Source organism: Bradyrhizobium sp. cir1 (assembly GCF_014198245.1).
Classification (GTDB): Bacteria; Pseudomonadota; Alphaproteobacteria; order Rhizobiales; family Xanthobacteraceae; genus Bradyrhizobium.
The window spans coordinates 176,478-192,478 of record NZ_JACIHE010000013.1 but is presented as its reverse complement, the minus strand read 5'-3'; the positions used below and the strand labels follow the sequence as shown (position 1 = coordinate 192,478).

Annotated in this window: 15 protein-coding genes; 8 read left to right on the top strand and 7 right to left on the bottom strand. The window is 66.3% G+C overall.

Going from position 1 to position 16,001, the window contains the following annotated elements; all coding sequences use genetic code 11:
- Nucleotides 1-32 precede the first annotated feature (32 nt).
- The gene (locus GGD63_RS25095) at nucleotides 33-662 is read right to left on the bottom strand and encodes a CoA pyrophosphatase (RefSeq protein WP_183245827.1); all 630 of its coding nucleotides are present in this window, start codon (nucleotides 660-662) and stop codon (nucleotides 33-35) included.
- Nucleotides 663-729: 67 nt separating this feature from the next.
- On the opposite strand from GGD63_RS25095, the gene GGD63_RS25090 reads away from it, so the two are divergent.
- The 5 genes from GGD63_RS25090 (at nucleotide 730) to GGD63_RS25070 (ending at nucleotide 6,593) form a co-directional block, all read left to right on the top strand.
- Complete coding sequence (locus GGD63_RS25090) at nucleotides 730-1,155, top strand: PaaI family thioesterase (protein WP_183245826.1); 426 nt, start codon at nucleotides 730-732, stop codon at nucleotides 1,153-1,155.
- Between the two features lie 304 nt (nucleotides 1,156-1,459).
- Nucleotides 1,460-2,482, top strand: coding sequence for an aldo/keto reductase (locus GGD63_RS25085; RefSeq protein WP_183245825.1), 1,023 nt, complete (start codon nucleotides 1,460-1,462; stop codon nucleotides 2,480-2,482).
- A gap of 15 nt (nucleotides 2,483-2,497) precedes the next feature.
- Nucleotides 2,498-3,814, top strand: coding sequence for a tetratricopeptide repeat protein (locus tag GGD63_RS25080; RefSeq protein ID WP_183245824.1), 1,317 nt, complete (start codon nucleotides 2,498-2,500; stop codon nucleotides 3,812-3,814).
- 189 nt (nucleotides 3,815-4,003) lie between these two features.
- Nucleotides 4,004-4,594, top strand: coding sequence for a hypothetical protein (locus GGD63_RS25075; RefSeq protein ID WP_183245823.1), 591 nt, complete (start codon nucleotides 4,004-4,006; stop codon nucleotides 4,592-4,594).
- Nucleotides 4,595-4,736: 142 nt separating this feature from the next.
- A complete protein-coding gene (locus GGD63_RS25070) occupies nucleotides 4,737-6,593 on the top strand; it encodes an ATP-binding protein (protein ID WP_183245822.1) in 1,857 nt (618 codons plus the stop codon).
- A 22-nt stretch (nucleotides 6,594-6,615) separates the two neighbouring features.
- Here GGD63_RS25070 and GGD63_RS25065 read toward each other — a convergent pair whose 3' ends face one another.
- Both GGD63_RS25065 and GGD63_RS25060 read right to left on the bottom strand, forming a co-directional pair.
- Nucleotides 6,616-8,175: an oleate hydratase gene (locus tag GGD63_RS25065; protein WP_183245821.1), complete on the bottom strand. Its 1,560-nt coding sequence runs from the start codon at nucleotides 8,173-8,175 to the stop codon at nucleotides 6,616-6,618.
- Nucleotides 8,176-8,282: 107 nt separating this feature from the next.
- On the bottom strand, nucleotides 8,283-10,097 hold the full coding sequence (locus tag GGD63_RS25060; protein ID WP_183245820.1) for a long-chain fatty acid--CoA ligase: 1,815 nt from the start codon (nucleotides 10,095-10,097) through the stop codon (nucleotides 8,283-8,285).
- A gap of 113 nt (nucleotides 10,098-10,210) precedes the next feature.
- Here GGD63_RS25060 and GGD63_RS25055 point away from each other — a divergent pair, with 113 nt between their 5' ends.
- The 3 genes from GGD63_RS25055 (at nucleotide 10,211) to GGD63_RS25045 (ending at nucleotide 11,673) form a co-directional block, all read left to right on the top strand.
- Nucleotides 10,211-10,558, top strand: a complete 348-nt coding sequence (locus GGD63_RS25055) for a DUF3088 domain-containing protein (protein WP_183245819.1) — start codon at nucleotides 10,211-10,213, stop codon at nucleotides 10,556-10,558.
- 86 nt (nucleotides 10,559-10,644) lie between these two features.
- Nucleotides 10,645-11,214, top strand: coding sequence for a cysteine hydrolase family protein (locus GGD63_RS25050; protein WP_183245818.1), 570 nt, complete (start codon nucleotides 10,645-10,647; stop codon nucleotides 11,212-11,214).
- Between the two features lie 156 nt (nucleotides 11,215-11,370).
- Entirely contained in the window at nucleotides 11,371-11,673 is a 303-nt protein-coding gene (locus tag GGD63_RS25045; protein WP_183245817.1) for a hypothetical protein, read from the top strand.
- A 49-nt stretch (nucleotides 11,674-11,722) separates the two neighbouring features.
- Here the strand turns inward: GGD63_RS25045 and GGD63_RS25040 are convergent, their stop codons facing one another.
- From GGD63_RS25040 to GGD63_RS25025, 4 genes are all read right to left on the bottom strand, one after another.
- Nucleotides 11,723-12,994, bottom strand: coding sequence for an NAD(P)/FAD-dependent oxidoreductase (locus GGD63_RS25040; RefSeq protein ID WP_183245816.1), 1,272 nt, complete (start codon nucleotides 12,992-12,994; stop codon nucleotides 11,723-11,725).
- Nucleotides 12,995-13,003: 9 nt separating this feature from the next.
- Entirely contained in the window at nucleotides 13,004-13,726 is a 723-nt protein-coding gene (locus GGD63_RS25035; protein WP_183245815.1) for a dihydrofolate reductase family protein, read from the bottom strand.
- A gap of 19 nt (nucleotides 13,727-13,745) precedes the next feature.
- Nucleotides 13,746-14,417, bottom strand: coding sequence for an FABP family protein (locus GGD63_RS25030; protein WP_183245814.1), 672 nt, complete (start codon nucleotides 14,415-14,417; stop codon nucleotides 13,746-13,748).
- Between the two features lie 208 nt (nucleotides 14,418-14,625).
- A complete protein-coding gene (locus tag GGD63_RS25025; RefSeq protein WP_183245813.1) occupies nucleotides 14,626-15,945 on the bottom strand; it encodes an aminotransferase class V-fold PLP-dependent enzyme in 1,320 nt (439 codons plus the stop codon).
- Between the last annotated feature and the right edge of the window lie 56 nt (nucleotides 15,946-16,001).

The window sequence follows — 16,001 nt, the reverse complement described above, 5'->3', positions numbered from 1 at the left end:
TAACCGTCACGTTAACGCGCCGTTTACCATCGTCACTTCCAGGCGAACACCGGCTGTTCCAGCTCGGCCACGCGGGTCAGCCGCCCTGCCAGCACCTCGCGGAACTGATAGATCAGCGCCGCCGTCGGCGCGTGGATCAGGCTCATCTGGTGATGGAAGCGGATCACGCGGCGCGCGCTTTCGGGGATCGCGATGAAGTCGAAGGCATCTTCGCGCTCGATCGTGGCAAGCCCGATGCGATGGACCGAGGCGACCTCATTGGGGTTTGGCCGGATCGCAGCGGCGCCTGCGGCCCAGACCACGACCGGGGTGATCAGATAGCCGGAGCGGGTCGGATAGTCATCGAGCGTGCCGAGTACATCGGCGCCGGTGAGGCGAAGGCCGAGCTCCTCGTCGAGCTCGCGGAGCGCCGCCTCGACCGGCGTCTCGCCGGCATCGCAGCGCCCGCCCGGCAGCGCCCATTGGCCGCGATGGGCGCGCAAGTGCGATGCGCGCAGCGTGAGCAGGAACGCGGTGTCGTCCCCCTCGCCTGCTGCGGTCAATGCAACCGCCACCGCGGCGCGCTTCAGTGCCGGTGCAGTGTCATCCTCCGGCAGCCGTGTGAAGGCCGCGCAAGCAGCCGCGATATTCCGCCGTGTGGCATCGTCGAACGGTCTCATCATGCTTGACTACACCACGTCCGGCCCCGATGAAATGAGATCGAAGGCCCGCATAGGAATGGACGACGAGATGACGAGCAAGGCCGCCGCAAGGCTCAAATCAGAGGGCTGGAGCATCCTGGAGACCACGGGCTTCATGCACCTGATCGGCCCATTGTGGGAGCGCAAGGTCGACGGCCACTACGAATTCGCGCTCGCCACCGAAGACAAGCACCACAACCGCCGCGGCATGGTCCAGGGCGGCGTGATGATGACCTTCGCCGACCGCACCTGCGGCATGACCGCCCGCTACACCTCCGGCAAGGAATTCATGGCGACGGTGCAGCTCGACACCCATTTCGTCGAAGCCGGCCAGATCGGCGACATCCTGATCTCCCGCCCGCGCGTGGTCCGCTCGACCCGCAGCCTGATCTTCATGAGCACCGAGGTGACGGTCGATGATCGCTGCATCGTGATGGCGAACGGCGTGTTCAAGATTCTGAAGGGGCCGGCGTAGGCGCGCGTTAGGCAGCCTCCGCTGCCAACCACACCCACCGCTGTCATTCCCCGCGAAAGCGGGGAATCCAGTACACCGCGGCCCATCGATTCAATCACTACCGTCTCGGAGTACTGGATCGCCCGGTCAAGCCGGGCGATGACAGTTGAGAGCGTGGCAGGCAGTTCCCGCCACCCATCATTGCGACCGCAGCGAAGCAATCCGGAAATCTCACCGCGGACGCATCTCTGGATTGCTTCGCTGCGCTCGCAATGACGGGACTGAATAGCTATGCTGTCGCCTCCGAAAGCTTCGAGGATGACCCATGCAATACCGCCAGCTCGGCCGCACCGGCCTGAAAGTCTCGCCGATCTGTCTGGGCACCATGATGTTCGGCGGGCCGACCGATGAGGCCGCATCGAAACGGATCATCGACAAGGCGCTCGATGCCGGGATCAACTTCATCGACACCGCGGACGCCTATTCAAAGGGCGCGTCCGAAGAGGTCGTCGGACGCGCCATCGCCGGCAACCGTCACGCCTGGGTGCTCGCGACAAAACTCGCCAATCCCATGAACAACGAATTGGGCGATGATCCCAATCGCGTCGGCCTGTCGCGGCGCTGGGTGTTGCAGGCAGCCGACGAGAGCCTGAAGCGGCTCGGCACCGATCACATCGACATCTACTATCTGCACAAGGAAGACCACGCGACGCCGCTGGAGGAGACGGTGCGCGCGATGGGCGATTTGATCCGCGCCGGCAAGGTGCGCTATTTCGGCGTCTCCAACTACCGCGCCTGGCGCGTCGCCGAAATCTGCAACATCTGCGACCGGCTCGGCATCGACCGGCCCGCGGTGAGCCAGCCCTATTACAACGCGATGAACCGCATGCCCGAGGTCGAGCACTTCCCGGCCTGCGCCTATTACGGCCTCGGCATCGTGCCCTACAGCCCGCTGGCGCGCGGCGTGCTCACCGGCAAGTACAAGCCGGATGCCGCCCCGGACAAGGAGACGCGCGCCGGCCGCAACGACACCCGCATGATGCAGACGGAGTGGCGACCGGAGTCGCTCCAGCTCGCGCAGGAGATCAAGGCTCACGCCGAGAAGAAAGGCATCACCGCCGGCCAGTTCGCGGTCGCCTGGGTGCTGAACTCGGCGTTCGTGACCTCCATCATTGCCGGCCCCCGCACCGAGCAGCAGTGGGACGACTATATCCGCGCACTCGACTATCGCTTCACCGCGGAGGACGAGGCGCTGATCGATCGGCTGGTCGTGCCGGGCCACCCCTCGACGCCGGGCTACAACGACCCGGCCTATCCGATCGAGGGCCGCCGCGCGCGGACGAGCTAACAGCGGGAGACGACGATGGCGCATGAGGACCGCTACGGCCTTCCGCTCTCCACCGCATCCGATGCGGCGGCATCTGCCTATCGCGAGGGCGTCGACCTCATGCTCGCGGGCTGGACCGGTACGGCGGAGACGCTGGAGCGCGCAATTGCGACTGACCCGGATTTCGCGCTTGCCCATATCGCCCGCGGCCGCGTGCATGCCTTTTACCAGCAGGGCGATCTCGCGCGGCAGAAGGCGGCACGCGCGCGCGAGCTTGTTGCGAGGCGCGGCACCGAGCGCGAGCGCTCGCATGTCGAGACGCTGGCGCTCGCGATCGAGGGCCGGCTGCCCGAAGCGATCGCGGCGATGCTGCAACATGTCGAGGCGTGGCCCCGCGATGCCGTCGTGCTGTCGCTGCCGCTCGGTGCCTTCGGCCTGTTCGCCTTCTCCGGCATGGCCGATCACGACCGCGCGCGGCATGAGCTGTGCGAGCGGGTCGCGCGGCACTATGGCGAGGACTGGTGGTTTCTCACCATGTCCGGCTGGGCGATGACGGAGAACGGCGACGTCGCGCACGGCCGCGCCGTCACTGAGCGCGGCTTCAACCTCCGCCGCGCGAACGCCCATGCCGCGCATGCGGTGCTGCATGCGATGTTCGAGGACGGCTCCATCGACGAGGCTGACCGTCTTGTCGACGACTGGATCCCCTCTTACGGCCGCGCCGGAATTCTGCACGGCCATATCCTCTGGCACCAGGCGCTCGGCGCGCTCGAGCATGGCGATGCGGCGCGGGCGCTCAACATCTATGCCGACGTGCTCCAGCCTTCGGCGACGCAAGCGCCGCCGCTCAACGTCATCACCGATGGCGCCTCGCTGCTCTGGCGCCTGTCGGCTTACGGCCATGCGGTGCCGAAGGCGCTGTGGATGGAGGCCGACACCGCCGCCGCGCAAAAACTGTTTCCGAAATCGAGCCTGCCGTTCGCCGACGTCCACATGGCGCTGTTCGCGGCGGCAACGCAAAATCATGAGGCGCTCGCCACCCGCCTTGCCGTGATCGAGCAGCGCCTCGCCGACGGCAAGCTGCCGGCCGGCCCTGTGGTCCCCGCGATCTGCCGCGCGCTGGCGGCCTTTGCCGAGGAGGACTATGCGGCTTGCGTACGCTTGCTCGCGCCTGTCCTCAGCGAGGTCGTGCGCATCGGCGGCAGCCACGCCCAGCGCGAGTTGATCGAGGACACCTTCATCGTTGCGCTGATGCGCGGCGGCGAGCTCTCCCGCGCGCGCACCCTGCTCGACGCCCGCCTGCACCGCCGTCCCTCCCTGCGCGATACGCGCTGGCAGGCGGCGATGGGTTAGCCCTGCCACGAAAAAAACACCTGCCTGACGGCAAGTGCCCGCCGGGACGGTGGGCGATTTGGACGAATCGCCAGGGATGGTGCGGTGGTATTCCAGACGGACTCGGCGGCGCGAACAGGATCGCAACCAATTTGCGGTTCGATGGTTATGAAGCGGACCTCCAGCGTCCCCTGGCATACGAGCCTGACGATGCGCCTCTGCCGACCGGTCCTCGCAGCAACCCTCGCCGCCTCCGTCGCAGCTTCGGCAAGCCCTTGTTTCGCCGAGGATTCCAAGCCCATTCCGGTCAACAATCCGCCGGCGCAGCAGAACGCCCTGATCGACCTGCTGGCGCTGATGTCCGGCCAGTGCAAGACGCTGAAGGTCGCGGGCCGCAGCTTCGCCTGCAAGACGATCGCTTACGCCCATGGCGATACGGGCCGGGTCAATTTCGCGGTCGCCGTCGACGACCCCGCCGATGCCAACCACGTCGTGTCGTTCTCCGGCGAGAACGGCAAGCGCGCCGACGACAATTCCTATGAGCTGCCGATCGACCGCATGCTGCTCAACTCCAAGGACCGGCCCAAGGTCGACGGTCTGCCGGTGCCCGCCGAACAGGCCTCCACCGGCGTTTGCCGCCAGACTGGTAACTTCGCTGCCAGGAAGGTCAACGACGTGACCTGCTCGGCGACCGACAGCGAAGGCCGTCGATATGAACTGCTGTTCGTCTCCGACGGTACGCCGGTGAGCGTGCGCCGCATCCGGCAATCGTCGCCGTCGATCCAGGACCCGTTCAAGTAGCGGCACTTCGTCCCGGTCCGCTTGTCAGCGGAGCGGACGCGCATCCTTCCGTTTGAAACTCCAGGTCTGGCGGGTATGCTCTCGCGAGCGTCCTCATCGAGGAAGCCCGATTGCAACTGGAGCCGGGGCCGAGAGTCCAGCAATGCGTATGATCACCGGGCTCGTGCGCATCCTGATCGTCTGCCTGCTCGCAAGCCTGTCGCGTGAATGCATCGCAGCCGACGGCCCACGGCAACGTTCGATCCTGGTTCTGGAAGAAGCCGATTTCCGCTCGCCATTTTATCTCGAGATCTTTGCCGGTATCCGCGCCGCCGCGAACCAGAACGGCAGGAGCCGCACGGTGATTTACGGCGAGAGCCTCGATCTCGCCCGCTTCCCGGGACCTGACTACGAAGAGAGTCTGGTCGGTCATCTCAAGACCAAATATGCGCAGCGGCCGATCGACGTCATCGTTTCGATCGGCGTTACATCGGCGAAATTCCTTCAAGCACGCAAGCAGGAGATCTGGCCCACCGCGCCCGTCGTTTACGGTTTCGTGCCCGACCTGCCCGAGACGCGCGCGCTGTTCCTGCCCAACACGACAGCCGTCTTCGCAAGGGTGAGACCGGCGCAGCTCTTGACCGCAGCGCGCGCCGTCGTTCCCGACCTGAACCATGTCGTCCTCGTGGGCGATGCCTGGAAAAATCCGCTGACATATGGACATTGGAAGCAGGACTTCGCGGCCGAGATGCCCGATCTCGAAGTCACCGATCTGTCCGGCGCGGTGCTGCGTGAGGTCCGCAGTCACGTCGCCTCCCTGCCCGCCCGCTCTGCGATCCTGAGCTCGGCGATGTATTCCGACGGCGAAGGCACCTATTATTCCCCGGCCTCGGCACTCGCACGCGTTGCCGAGAATGCGAACCGCCCGATCATCATCACATCAGACACGTTCCTCGGGCGGTCGGGCGTGGGCGGCTTCCTGCTGCTGCCCGAAATCATCGGGCGGGAAGCCGGCGAGGTTGCGATGCGGATCCTCGACGGCGAAGCGCCGTCGAGCATCGCACCCGTCAGCGGGAACAACGTGAAGCCGATCTTCGACTGGCGGCAGCTGAAGCGCTGGAACGTGGATGAGGTCAATCTGCCCCCCGGCAGCGAGGTACGTTTCCGCGAACCGAGCTTCTGGGCGCAGTATTACTGGCACTCCGTGATCATCGCGAGCGTGGTGCTGGTGCAGGCGCTGATGATCACCGTGCTGCTGCGCGAGCGCCGCTTGCGCTTCGTGGCCGAGGTCGAGGCGCGCCAGCGCATGTCGGAGCTCGCCCACATGAACCGCCGTGCGACCGCGGGAGAGATGTCCGTCTCGCTCGCACACGAGCTGAACCAGCCGCTCGCCGCCATTCTGATCAATGCCGAGACGGCCCAGCGGATCCTGCAAAATCCGGCGCCCGACCTCGGCGAGGTCAGGGACATATTGGACCACATCCGCCGTGACGATCAGCGGGCCGCCGAAGTCATCGGCCGGCTGCGCTCGTTCCTGAAGCGAGACCAGACCGAACGGCGCGAGCTCGACCTCAATGCCACGGTCGGCGAGGTGTTTCGATTCCTTTCCGTGCAGGCCCTGACCCACGATGTCGAACTCGTCACGGAGCCGTCGTCCGCGGACATTCGCGTGAAGGGCGACAAGGTGCAACTCCAGCAGGCCATCCTGAACCTCGTCGTGAACGGCATGGAGGCTGTGACCGAACTTCCGGACGAGCGGCGCCGCGTTGTCGGACGAACCAGTCTGGCCGACGGCAACCTGGCCCTTGTGTCAATTGCCGACGCAGGCCACGGCATCCTCGCGGAGAGAGTGACCGAGATCTTCAAGCCGTTCTTCACGACCAAGGCGCAAGGCATGGGCATCGGCCTCTCGATCGCGCATACTATCGTCGAGGCGCATGGCGGTCGCATCTGGGCCGAAAACGCCCCGTCAGGGGGCGCCGTCTTTCACGTCAGCCTGCCGCTGGCAGCGTCGCGGTAGCGACGCCGTCCCGGCGGGAGCCTCACGCGAACGCCTTCTCCAGCGTCGCGAAGATCACCGCGAGAGACTTGTCGTGGCGGGTCACCGGCGGCACCGGGCGATCGATCTTCATCAGCTGATAGACCGCCATCTGCGCCGCGCGCACCGAATATTCGACGGTGAACACGACGTCGTCGCGGATTTCGACGAACTGGCTGACGAAGGCGAGATTGACCGAATTCTTGGGCACCGGCAGCGGCCGGTCGGCCAGATTGCGCGGCATGAACATGCTGGTGATGTAGGGCATGCGGCAGGGAATGCAGGTCGCAGTCTCGAACACGTTGCGATCGAAATTCAGGTGCCCGCACAGCTCGTTCAGGATGTCGGCGCCGCCACAATCGGACATCGGCTTTGCGACGAAATTGCCGATGCGATCGGGATGCAGCGCGTAGCCCCAGAACACCTGCACGTCCTTCGGCTGCCCGGCGAAATGCGGCTGGTGATACAGCACCACCGACATCAGCCAGTTGGAATCCCTGAACGTGACCAGCCCGCCGGTGCCGGCCCTGTTGCCCGAGAACGCCTCCATCTTGTCGAAGAAGCGCGGGTCGCGGCAGGTGACGGTGAACGACAGCCAGTACGACTCCGGGATCGAGGTGTTGAACGCGGACGGGTTGCCAAATTCGGGACGCCCTTGCGCGATCGTCTCCCACAGCGCCCAGCCCTGGCTGTCTGTCTTGGTCAGGTGCGGCGCCGGCTCGGTCATGGTGCCCAAGCTCGAAGCGTCCGCCATCGATCCGTTCTGGAAGAACACGAGGTCGTCGTCCTCGAGGCGGACATTGGCGGTGCGGCCGTCGCGATCGAGCATGAACTGGCGGACGCGCACGCGCCCGCCGTCGTCCTCGAGCATCATGTCGGTGACGGCCGTGCCGCGCACGAACTGCACGCCCTGCCGCTTCAGCCAGTCGGCGAGCGGCCGCACGATCGCGTCATACTGATTGTAGACGGTGCGCTTGACGCCGGCGAGGGTCTCGATGCGCGGGAACTCGCTCATGAAGCGGTGCAGATAGCGCTTCAGCTCGACCGCGCTGTGCCAGGGCTGGAAGGCGAAAGTGGTCTGCCACATGTACCAGAAATTCGACTCGAAGAATTTCGGCGACAGCCAATCGGTGATGCGGCTGTTGCCGAGCGTCTCCTCGGAGGCCTCGGTGAGCCGCAGCAGCTCGAGCCGGTCGCGTGCGGAAAAGCCCATATGGGTCACGTCGATCTTGAAGCGGTTGCGGTCGACCAGCCGCGCCTGCGAATGCGCCGGATTTTCCAGATTGAACGCGATCGTCTCCTCGCGCACGCTCAGGCCGGGATGTTCGAGCGAGGGAATGCTCGACAGCAGATCCCAGGTGCACTCGTAATGGTCGGTGGTGAGCATGCGCCCGCCGCGCAGCGAATAGGCGCCGCTCGCGAGCAGCGCGCCGTCGAGGCTGCCGCCGACCAGCGGCTGCGCTTCGTAGATCACGATATCGCGTCCCGGCAGCTGCGCGTCGCGAACCAGGAATGCCGCGCCCGCGAGCGACCCGATGCCGCCACCGATGAAATACGCCTTCATGACCTGCCTCGATTGCAATTCCACTTTCCAAAAGCGACATTGCATGGCGACGCGCAGCCAGAGTTGCGCTGGATCAAGCGCGGCGAGCAGCGGAAATCACGTCGACGTTATTGCCGCGGCTTCTTCGCGTAGATCTGCTCGATCTCCGCGGCGAAGCGGTGTTCGAGCGCGGGACGCTTGTTCTTCAGCGTCGGCGTGAGGAGACCAGCGCCAATGGTCCAGGGGTCCAGCGTCCACCACACCGCGCGCGGCGTCGCGTAGGACGGATAGGCCTTCACGGCGGACGCGATGCGCGCCAGCAGCGCGGCCCGCTCCGCCGCGCCGCCTTGCTTACCGCTCGCAGCCAGCCTTTCCTTCTCCTGCGTCCAGGCCTTGGCGTTGAGCACGACCAGCGCGGTGAGGAACGGGCGCTGCTCGCCGATCACCAGCGCCTGCTCGAACAGGGGATCGGCGAGGATTGCGGTTTCCAGGTCCACCGGCGCGATTTTCTCGCCGGTGGACGTCACCAGAATGTCCTTGATGCGGCCGGTGATGGTGATGCGGCCGTTCTCGATGCGCGCCTGGTCGCCGGTGTGCAGCCAGCCGTCGGCTTGCTTCACGCGGCGCGTCTCCTCTGGCTTGTGCCAGTAACCGAGCATCACGTTGCGGCCGCGGACCAGCAGCTCGTCGTTCTCACCCAGCCTGACCTCGACGCCATCGAGCACATGGCCGACCGAATGCGGATCGTTGTCCTCGGGCGTATTGACCGAGACCACCGGCGAGGTTTCGGTCATGCCGTAACCCTGGAGGATGTCGAGCCCCAGCGCGAGAAACAGCCGGATGACCGGCTCGGCGATCGGCGCGCCGCCGGAGACCGCGATGCGCAGCCTACCACCGAGCTGCGCCAGCACCTTGTCGGCGACGAGCCTCTGCAGCAACGGCCAGGCCAGCCGATCCGGCAGCGACGGCGCGGCGCGCCGCTGCCGCGCGTCAAAACGCCGACCGCCGACGGCGATCGTGAGGTCGAGCAGCGCCCGCTCGAGGGCTCCGGCCGATGCGCGATGCTGCACGATCAGCGCGTAGATGCGCTCATAGATCCGCGGCACCGAGATCAGCACCGTCGGCCGCACATGCCTCAGATCTTCCGACAACAGCGGCACCGAGCGCGCATAGGCGACGCAGGCCCCGGCCGCGATCGGATAGTAATAGCCGCCGGTGCGCTCGAAGGTGTGCGAGAGCGGCAGGAAGGACAGGAAGACGTCGTGCGGTTCGGCGGCGATCCGCCGCGCGATCGCCTGGACATTGGCGATCACGTTGTCGTGGGACAGCATCACGCCCTTCGGCCGCCCGGTCGTGCCCGAGGTGTAGACGATGGCGGCAAGATCGTCTGGTTCCACCGCAACGTCCGGCAATGGCGCGGTGGCTTCAGGTGCGCTCGCGAGCCATGCGTCGAGCGCGATGATGCGCGTATCGGCAGGTCCCGGCCCGGTCATGTCGGCGCAGACGATGCGCTTGAGCGCATCGAGCGGCTGTCCGGTTGCAGCGATCGCCCGCCAGCGTTCCAGCGTGTCGACAAACAGCAGCAGCGCGCCGGAATCGGCGAGGATATAGGTGATACTGTCGGGGTTATCGACCGCATGCATCGGCACCGGCACGAGGCCGCGCGACAGCGCCGCCTGGTCCATCGCAACATGCGGAATGCCGTTCGGCATCAGGATGGCGACGCGTTCGCCTGGCGCAAAGCCCTCCGCCGCCAGCGCCTGCCGCCATCTTTCGAATTCCACGTCGATCTCGTGCCAGGACTGGCCGACCCAGCGCGCAGCCTTGCCGTCGAAATGGCGATAGGCCTCCGCCGCCGGCGTCGCGTTGATGCGCCAGCGCAGCAGCTCCGGCAATGTCCTGACGTCCGCGAGCGTCTGCGGTTGACTGATCGGCCCCGGCATGGCGTCCTTTCCTGGCCTGATTGATTCCACATCAATCTGGGACCTCGACACTAGGCCGGCCAGTTCGGGCCACCTTGATCCTCAGCAAGGCGGCCCATGCTTCGGAGCGACCCATGACGCGTGACCGCCTGTTCCTGCTGCGCCCCAGCTTCGAGGATCCCGCCTTCCCGGGCCGCCGCTTCTATTGCTGGCATTGCGCGCTGATCGAGGGCGTGCTCGCCTCGTTTCCACAGCTTGCCGAACGGCTCGACGTCGAACGCATCGCGTGGCCGCGCCCGCGGCAGGCGGTGATCGCACTGGTGGGTGAGGAGAACCAGTCGCTGCCGCTGCTCGTGCTGGCAGACGGCGCGACGTCGCGGCACCAGACCGGCAGCCATCAGGGCCGCGCCTTCATCGCCGACAAGGACACCATCCTCGCCGCGCTCTCCGAACGCCACGGCTTTCCCGATCCGCATCCGTGACGACGTCGCGAAACGAGGGAAGATTGGCATTGCGCCCGCCCGATCGCCGCGCATAGTCGGCTCGACAAACATCTGAAGGCCCCACCATGCCCGCTTCCCTCCCCGCCCTCATCGTCGTCGACGTCCAGCGCGCATTCGATGAATGGGAGGCGGCGGGCAAGCGGCGCAACAATCCGGATGCAGTGGCACGCATCGCCGAACTGCTCGCGGCTTTCCGGACGAATCGTGCGCCGATCTTCCACATCCGCCACGAGGGCACGCAGCCGAATTCGTCGTTTCTGCCGTCGCGTTCCGGCTATGCCGTCAAGGACGAGGCGCGCGAACAGGACGGCGAGCCTGTGATCGTCAAGCGCGTCAACAGCGCCTTCATCGGCACGGACCTCGAGACGCGCCTGCGTGCAAGCGGCATCACCACGCTCGTCATCTGCGGCGCCACCACCAATCATTGCGTCGAGACGACGACGCGGATGGCCGGCAATCTCGGCTTCGATGCGCGCCTGGTGCGCGATGCGACCTGGACATTCGACCGGGTCGGACCGGACGGCGATGTGCATTCCGCCGCGGAGATCCACGCGATGACGCTGTCGAATCTCAACGGCGAATTCGCGCGCATCGTCACGGCCGGTGACGTGATCGCGTCATTCGCGGCGAAGTGATGGCAGCGGCGCGGCGCGCGCCGTGATGCGACAATAAATCCCACGACATGCGATCATTCGCGTGGCATCGCGCGCTGCGTCGTTTCGACGCCCGCTCTGGCCGGAACGCAGCCAGCACCCATGTGTTGTCACACGACATTCAACTGGAGTGATGACATGAAGTATCTCATTGCCGTGATGGCCATCGGTGCCGCGGCGCTGGCTGGCGGATCGGCGGCGTACGCGGCCAACACCACGAGCGCGAAGCAGAACGCGCCGACCGACATCAGCGCGCAACACCGGCACCATCATGGCTACCGCCATCATCACTGGCGCCATCCCCACCACGGCTATTATCGTCCGCACTACCGGAACTACGGATATTACCCGCGGCACCACGGCTATTACGGCGGCGGACCGTACGGTTATTACAGCGGCGGTCCGAGTGTAACGTTCGGCTTCGGCGGCAGCCGCTGGTAAACTGGCCGGCGCGGACGAACCAAAGGCCCGCGAATGCGCGGGCCTTTTTTCATCCGCGCAAGATCGTCTCCGCCGTCGCCAGCCCGCTCGCCAGCGCGGCCTCGACCGTACCCATGTCGCGGCCGCGATAAAGCGCTTCGCCGGAGAACAGCACGGCACCGTCGGCGCGCGCGAGGATCGCCTGCGCGTCGCGCGTGCGCGGCGTCGCCCAGGAATAGGCGCCGCGGGCGAAGCGGTCATGTGCCCAGTTGGTCGCCGCGGCCGCGACGAGCTCGCGCGCGACATCCTCGCGGGGCAGGCCGAAGATCGTGGCGAGCGAGTCCAGTCCAGCGTCGACCAGTCCTTGCGAATCAAGATGCGACAGCTCCGCCGTCCGCGGGCCACCGAACCAGCCGGTGAGCACCGGGTGCTGGTCCGGATAGCGCGTCCACCACACCGGGATAGCCTCGCCCGACAGCAGGAAGGTCATGTCGGCGAGGTCAGGCTTGCGCTCGCGCCACCATGGCCGCGCGAAGCGCAGCAGGATTTTGATCACGCTGCCGAAGCCGATGTCGTGGGCGGCAGCGGCCTTCGCCCGTGCAGCCGCAGGCAGAGCGATCTCGCGCAACAGCGGCAGCGGAACGGTGACGATGGCGCGATCGCAGCCGTGCACCTCGCCATTGGCGCAACGGATGACGAGCGCGCCGCTCGCCTCTTCGATGGCCGACACCACGCAGCCGAAGCGGATCGCGGCGCCATGCCCGCGGCACTCGGCCGCCAGAAATTCGATCAGCGCGCCATAACCGCCGACGATGCGCGCCTGGGTGTGGTGCCCGCCGTCCATCCATTCCTCGCGCAGCGCCAGAATGGAGGCGCGCGCCGGATCGGCCGCATCGTAGCCTTCGACCATGCGCTCGACGGAATAGCGCAGCCGGTCGTATTCGGGTCCGGCAAAATGGCGGCGCAGGAAATCGGTGACGGTGAGATCGTCCTTCAACTCCGCGAGCACGGCATGCAGCTCCGCCTCATGCGGATCGTGCCGGTCCTCGCGCGAGAGTCCTGTGCCGTCAAAGCTCCATTGCGTTCCTTCGATCTCCTGAAGCGACAGCCCCGCCTCGCGCAGCAGGGCGCGCGTGACCGGCGCCTCGCCATGGACGAATTCGGCGCCGCCATCGGCGGGGTAACCGAACTCCGATGCCGGCAGCGGATGGATGCGACCGCCGCAGCGCTCGCGTGCTTCGAGGATGGTCACCCTCTTGCCGGCGCGCACGAGCCCGCGCGCCGCCATCAGGCCGGCCGCCCCCGCGCCGACGATGACAATGTGCTCCGACATGTCCGACATGGCGACGCTTTACCCGGCCACGCCTTGCGGATCGTTCTTGATCAGATAGCGCAGCAGCAGGACGCCGCCGCCGAGCTCACGCACGCTCTCCAGCGTCATCGCGGCCAGAGGCGCGCGCTTGTCGCTGTCCGCTGCGATCGAATCGAACACGAACGGCGCGCCGCTGGCGCCATCGATCGCGGGACTGAGGATCAGGTTGAATTCGTCGATCAGGCCGGCGCGCAGGAAGGCGCCGTTGGCGACGCCGCCGCCCTCCACCAGCAGCCGCTTCACCCCCAGCTCGTGATTGAGGATGTCGAGCGCCAGCGCCAGGTCGATCTCGGAGTCGATCTCGGACTTGCCGGCGAAGATGTAGGATACACCCTCGCCACGCAGCCCCGCGAGATGCGAATCCGGCACGCTCTCGGTCAGCACCACCACGATCGGATCGCCGCCGATGTCGGAACGGCCCCAACCGATCTTGCCCTGCGCGTCGAGCACGACGCCGTAGGTTTTCGCGTCGCGCCGCGCGAACCAGTTCTGGCGCGGAAACGTCTCGCCCCGCCTCGCGGGATAGGGCTTGCCCTTGGCGAACTCCGAGCCGGTAACCCTGCCGATCACCCAGGCATCGCCGCCGAGCTCCTCATGGATCTTCTCGAACCAGTCCATGCCCGCGCCCTTCGGGCGCCAGCGGCTGGGATGCGTGCGGCCGTCGAGGCTCGAATGCATCAGGCAAATGACGTACGGCTTCATGCAAATCTCCTGATGACGCTCAAGCCGCCGTTCCGCCACCGCCGTCGGCTTTGGCGCGATCGTTGACGATCACCGCGAGCGGATTGAGCTTGGGTGGCGCGACCAGCTTGAGCGTGTTGGTGTCGTGATGATTGAACGGCGCGCCGCGGACGAACAACTCGGTCTGGATCAGATAGGTCCAGCTTCCGTCGTCGTTGAAGGCGATGTCGCAACGGTAGGAATCAGTGCGGAAGGCCTGTTCCAGGAAGTCGGTCGAGCAGATCCCGTAAGCGGTATCGCCGCGCCTGGCCGTGACGGAGATCTTGCGGTCGTCCGGCGCGGCCTTGCCCGAGGCCAGCAGCACCTGCCCGCGCGGGATCGCCAGCGTCTGCATGATCAGCCCGGTCGCGGGCTCCCACAGCCAGTAGCCGACCTGGTCGTGGAAGGTGATGTCCTCTTCCGGCGTGTTGATGTGGATGTGATAGCGCAAGCCATAGAACAGCTGCGGCCCGTTGGCCTGCGGATCGATCGGGTCCATCCTGATGCGCTCGATGAAGGTCCGCCGCTCCGGCCCCTCCGCCTTCGGATTGATGTCGATCCCCTTGTCCGCCTGCCACGTGCCGGCAAGACGGCGAAGCGGGCCGAGATTGGCGAGGGCGTCGGGCGAGACGTCCTCGGGCTCGGTGAAGATGTCGGCGGGAATCGGGAGCATGGCTGGCCTCGCGTCATTGCGGAGGCAGCAATAGCACGGCAGCGGGACCCTGGCTCGGGCTCGAGCCTCACAATCGCGAATGGACATAGGCGCCACGCGCAGATGCTTGCCGGGGCACGTCGCGGCTCCAGCGAGAATGATATGTGTCGTCAATCACGCGCTGACGCAAACCGACCGCGACTGCGACTGGCTGAATCCCCCTTCGGGTTCAGCCCGCCTTCGTCCCCGTGACGGCCGCAAGCGCCTCGACGAGGCGGTCGAGATCGGCCTCATCGGTGTAGAGCGCCGGCGTCACGCGGATGCACTGGCCCTTGGCGACGCCCGCCCGGCGAACCGTCAGGACCTTGTAGGTGTCCCTGAGCTTCGCCACGATGGCGTCGTTGTCGGCCTTGCTCGTCTTGCCGGCGAGGCGGAAGGAGGTGATCGCACCATAGAGGCCCGCCTCATCCGGCGTCAGGATCTCGAGGTCCCTAAAGCCCCTGCTGCGACTGACCCAGTAGTCGCGCAGATAGCGCAGGCGCGCCTGTTTCGCCGCAGCGCCGATCTGCTGATGCAGTTCAACGGCCGTGGGCACCGTCAGCACCGTCGCGAAATTGACCGTGCCGGTGTGCACCCGCGAGCGGATGTCGGTTTCCGGGAAATCCTCGTCACCGAGGTCGCGATCGATGTCGGCGAGGCGGTCCTTCCTGATGTAGAGGAAGCCCACGCCGACCGGCGCCCCGATCCATTTGTGCAGGTTGAAGCCGACGAAATCGACCTCGAGCTCGCTTACCCTGAAGTCCATCTGCCCCCAGGAATGAGCGGCGTCGAGGATGATGTCGATGCCCTTCGCCCTGGCCATGCGCGCGATCTCGGCGACCGGCATGATGAGGCCGGTGCGATGACTGACATGGGTGAGGAGGAGAAGCCTGGTCTTCGGATTCGCCTCGAGCGCGCGGGCATAGGCGTCGAGCACGCCCTGTCGGGTGGCCGGCTCCGGCACGTCGAACTTGACCACGTCGACACCGCGGCGCGCCTTCAGCGCGTTCATGGCATATTGCATCGAATCGTAGTCGAGGTCGGCGTAGAGCACGCCGTCGCCGGGCTTCAGCCTGTTGTAGCCGCCGATGAGCAGCTGCAGCGCTTCGGTCGCGCCGCGGGTGAGCGCGATTTCCTCCGGCGCTGCACCCACCGCCGCCGCCACCTTGGCCCGCACGGCCTCGAAATCCGCGCCCGCGCGCTGCCGCGCGTAATAGGTGTTCTGATAGTTGACCATGTCGGAGAGGCGGATGAACTCGCGCCTCACCGGCTCGGCCATGATGCCCCAGAAGCCGTTCTCCAGATTGACGACGTCAGGCGTCACCGCATAGAGCCCCTTCACGGGCGTCCAATAGGCCTTGTCGGTGGCGATTGCGGCCGCAGGTCCGGTCGGCTGCGCCGGCAGGCCCTCGGCGGCAAGCGCCGGCGCCGCCAGCGGCGCGACGGCTGCGGCCGCGAGGCCCTTCAGGATCGACCGGCGGTCGGAAGAAATTGTCTTGATCAGATGCATGTCCACTCTCCGCGAAGCGCGGCGAAAGGAGCAGCATTCATTGACCGGGCGATGAC

Bases quoted from the DNA above. Each gene is read 5' to 3' on its own strand.
- GGD63_RS25095 (WP_183245827.1), bottom strand. From the start codon at position 662: ATGATGAGACCGTTCGACGATGCCACACGGCGGAATATCGCGGCTGCT.
- GGD63_RS25090 (WP_183245826.1), top strand. From the start codon at position 730: ATGACGAGCAAGGCCGCCGCAAGGCTCAAATCAGAGGGCTGGAGCATC.
- GGD63_RS25085 (WP_183245825.1), top strand. From the start codon at position 1,460: ATGCAATACCGCCAGCTCGGCCGCACCGGCCTGAAAGTCTCGCCGATC.
- GGD63_RS25080 (WP_183245824.1), top strand. From the start codon at position 2,498: ATGGCGCATGAGGACCGCTACGGCCTTCCGCTCTCCACCGCATCCGAT.
- GGD63_RS25075 (WP_183245823.1), top strand. From the start codon at position 4,004: ATGCGCCTCTGCCGACCGGTCCTCGCAGCAACCCTCGCCGCCTCCGTC.
- GGD63_RS25070 (WP_183245822.1), top strand. From the start codon at position 4,737: ATGCGTATGATCACCGGGCTCGTGCGCATCCTGATCGTCTGCCTGCTC.
- GGD63_RS25065 (WP_183245821.1), bottom strand. From the start codon at position 8,175: ATGAAGGCGTATTTCATCGGTGGCGGCATCGGGTCGCTCGCGGGCGCG.
- GGD63_RS25060 (WP_183245820.1), bottom strand. From the start codon at position 10,097: ATGCCGGGGCCGATCAGTCAACCGCAGACGCTCGCGGACGTCAGGACA.
- GGD63_RS25055 (WP_183245819.1), top strand. From the start codon at position 10,211: ATGACGCGTGACCGCCTGTTCCTGCTGCGCCCCAGCTTCGAGGATCCC.
- GGD63_RS25050 (WP_183245818.1), top strand. From the start codon at position 10,645: ATGCCCGCTTCCCTCCCCGCCCTCATCGTCGTCGACGTCCAGCGCGCA.
- GGD63_RS25045 (WP_183245817.1), top strand. From the start codon at position 11,371: ATGAAGTATCTCATTGCCGTGATGGCCATCGGTGCCGCGGCGCTGGCT.
- GGD63_RS25040 (WP_183245816.1), bottom strand. From the start codon at position 12,994: ATGTCGGACATGTCGGAGCACATTGTCATCGTCGGCGCGGGGGCGGCC.
- GGD63_RS25035 (WP_183245815.1), bottom strand. From the start codon at position 13,726: ATGAAGCCGTACGTCATTTGCCTGATGCATTCGAGCCTCGACGGCCGC.
- GGD63_RS25030 (WP_183245814.1), bottom strand. From the start codon at position 14,417: ATGCTCCCGATTCCCGCCGACATCTTCACCGAGCCCGAGGACGTCTCG.
- GGD63_RS25025 (WP_183245813.1), bottom strand. From the start codon at position 15,945: ATGCATCTGATCAAGACAATTTCTTCCGACCGCCGGTCGATCCTGAAG.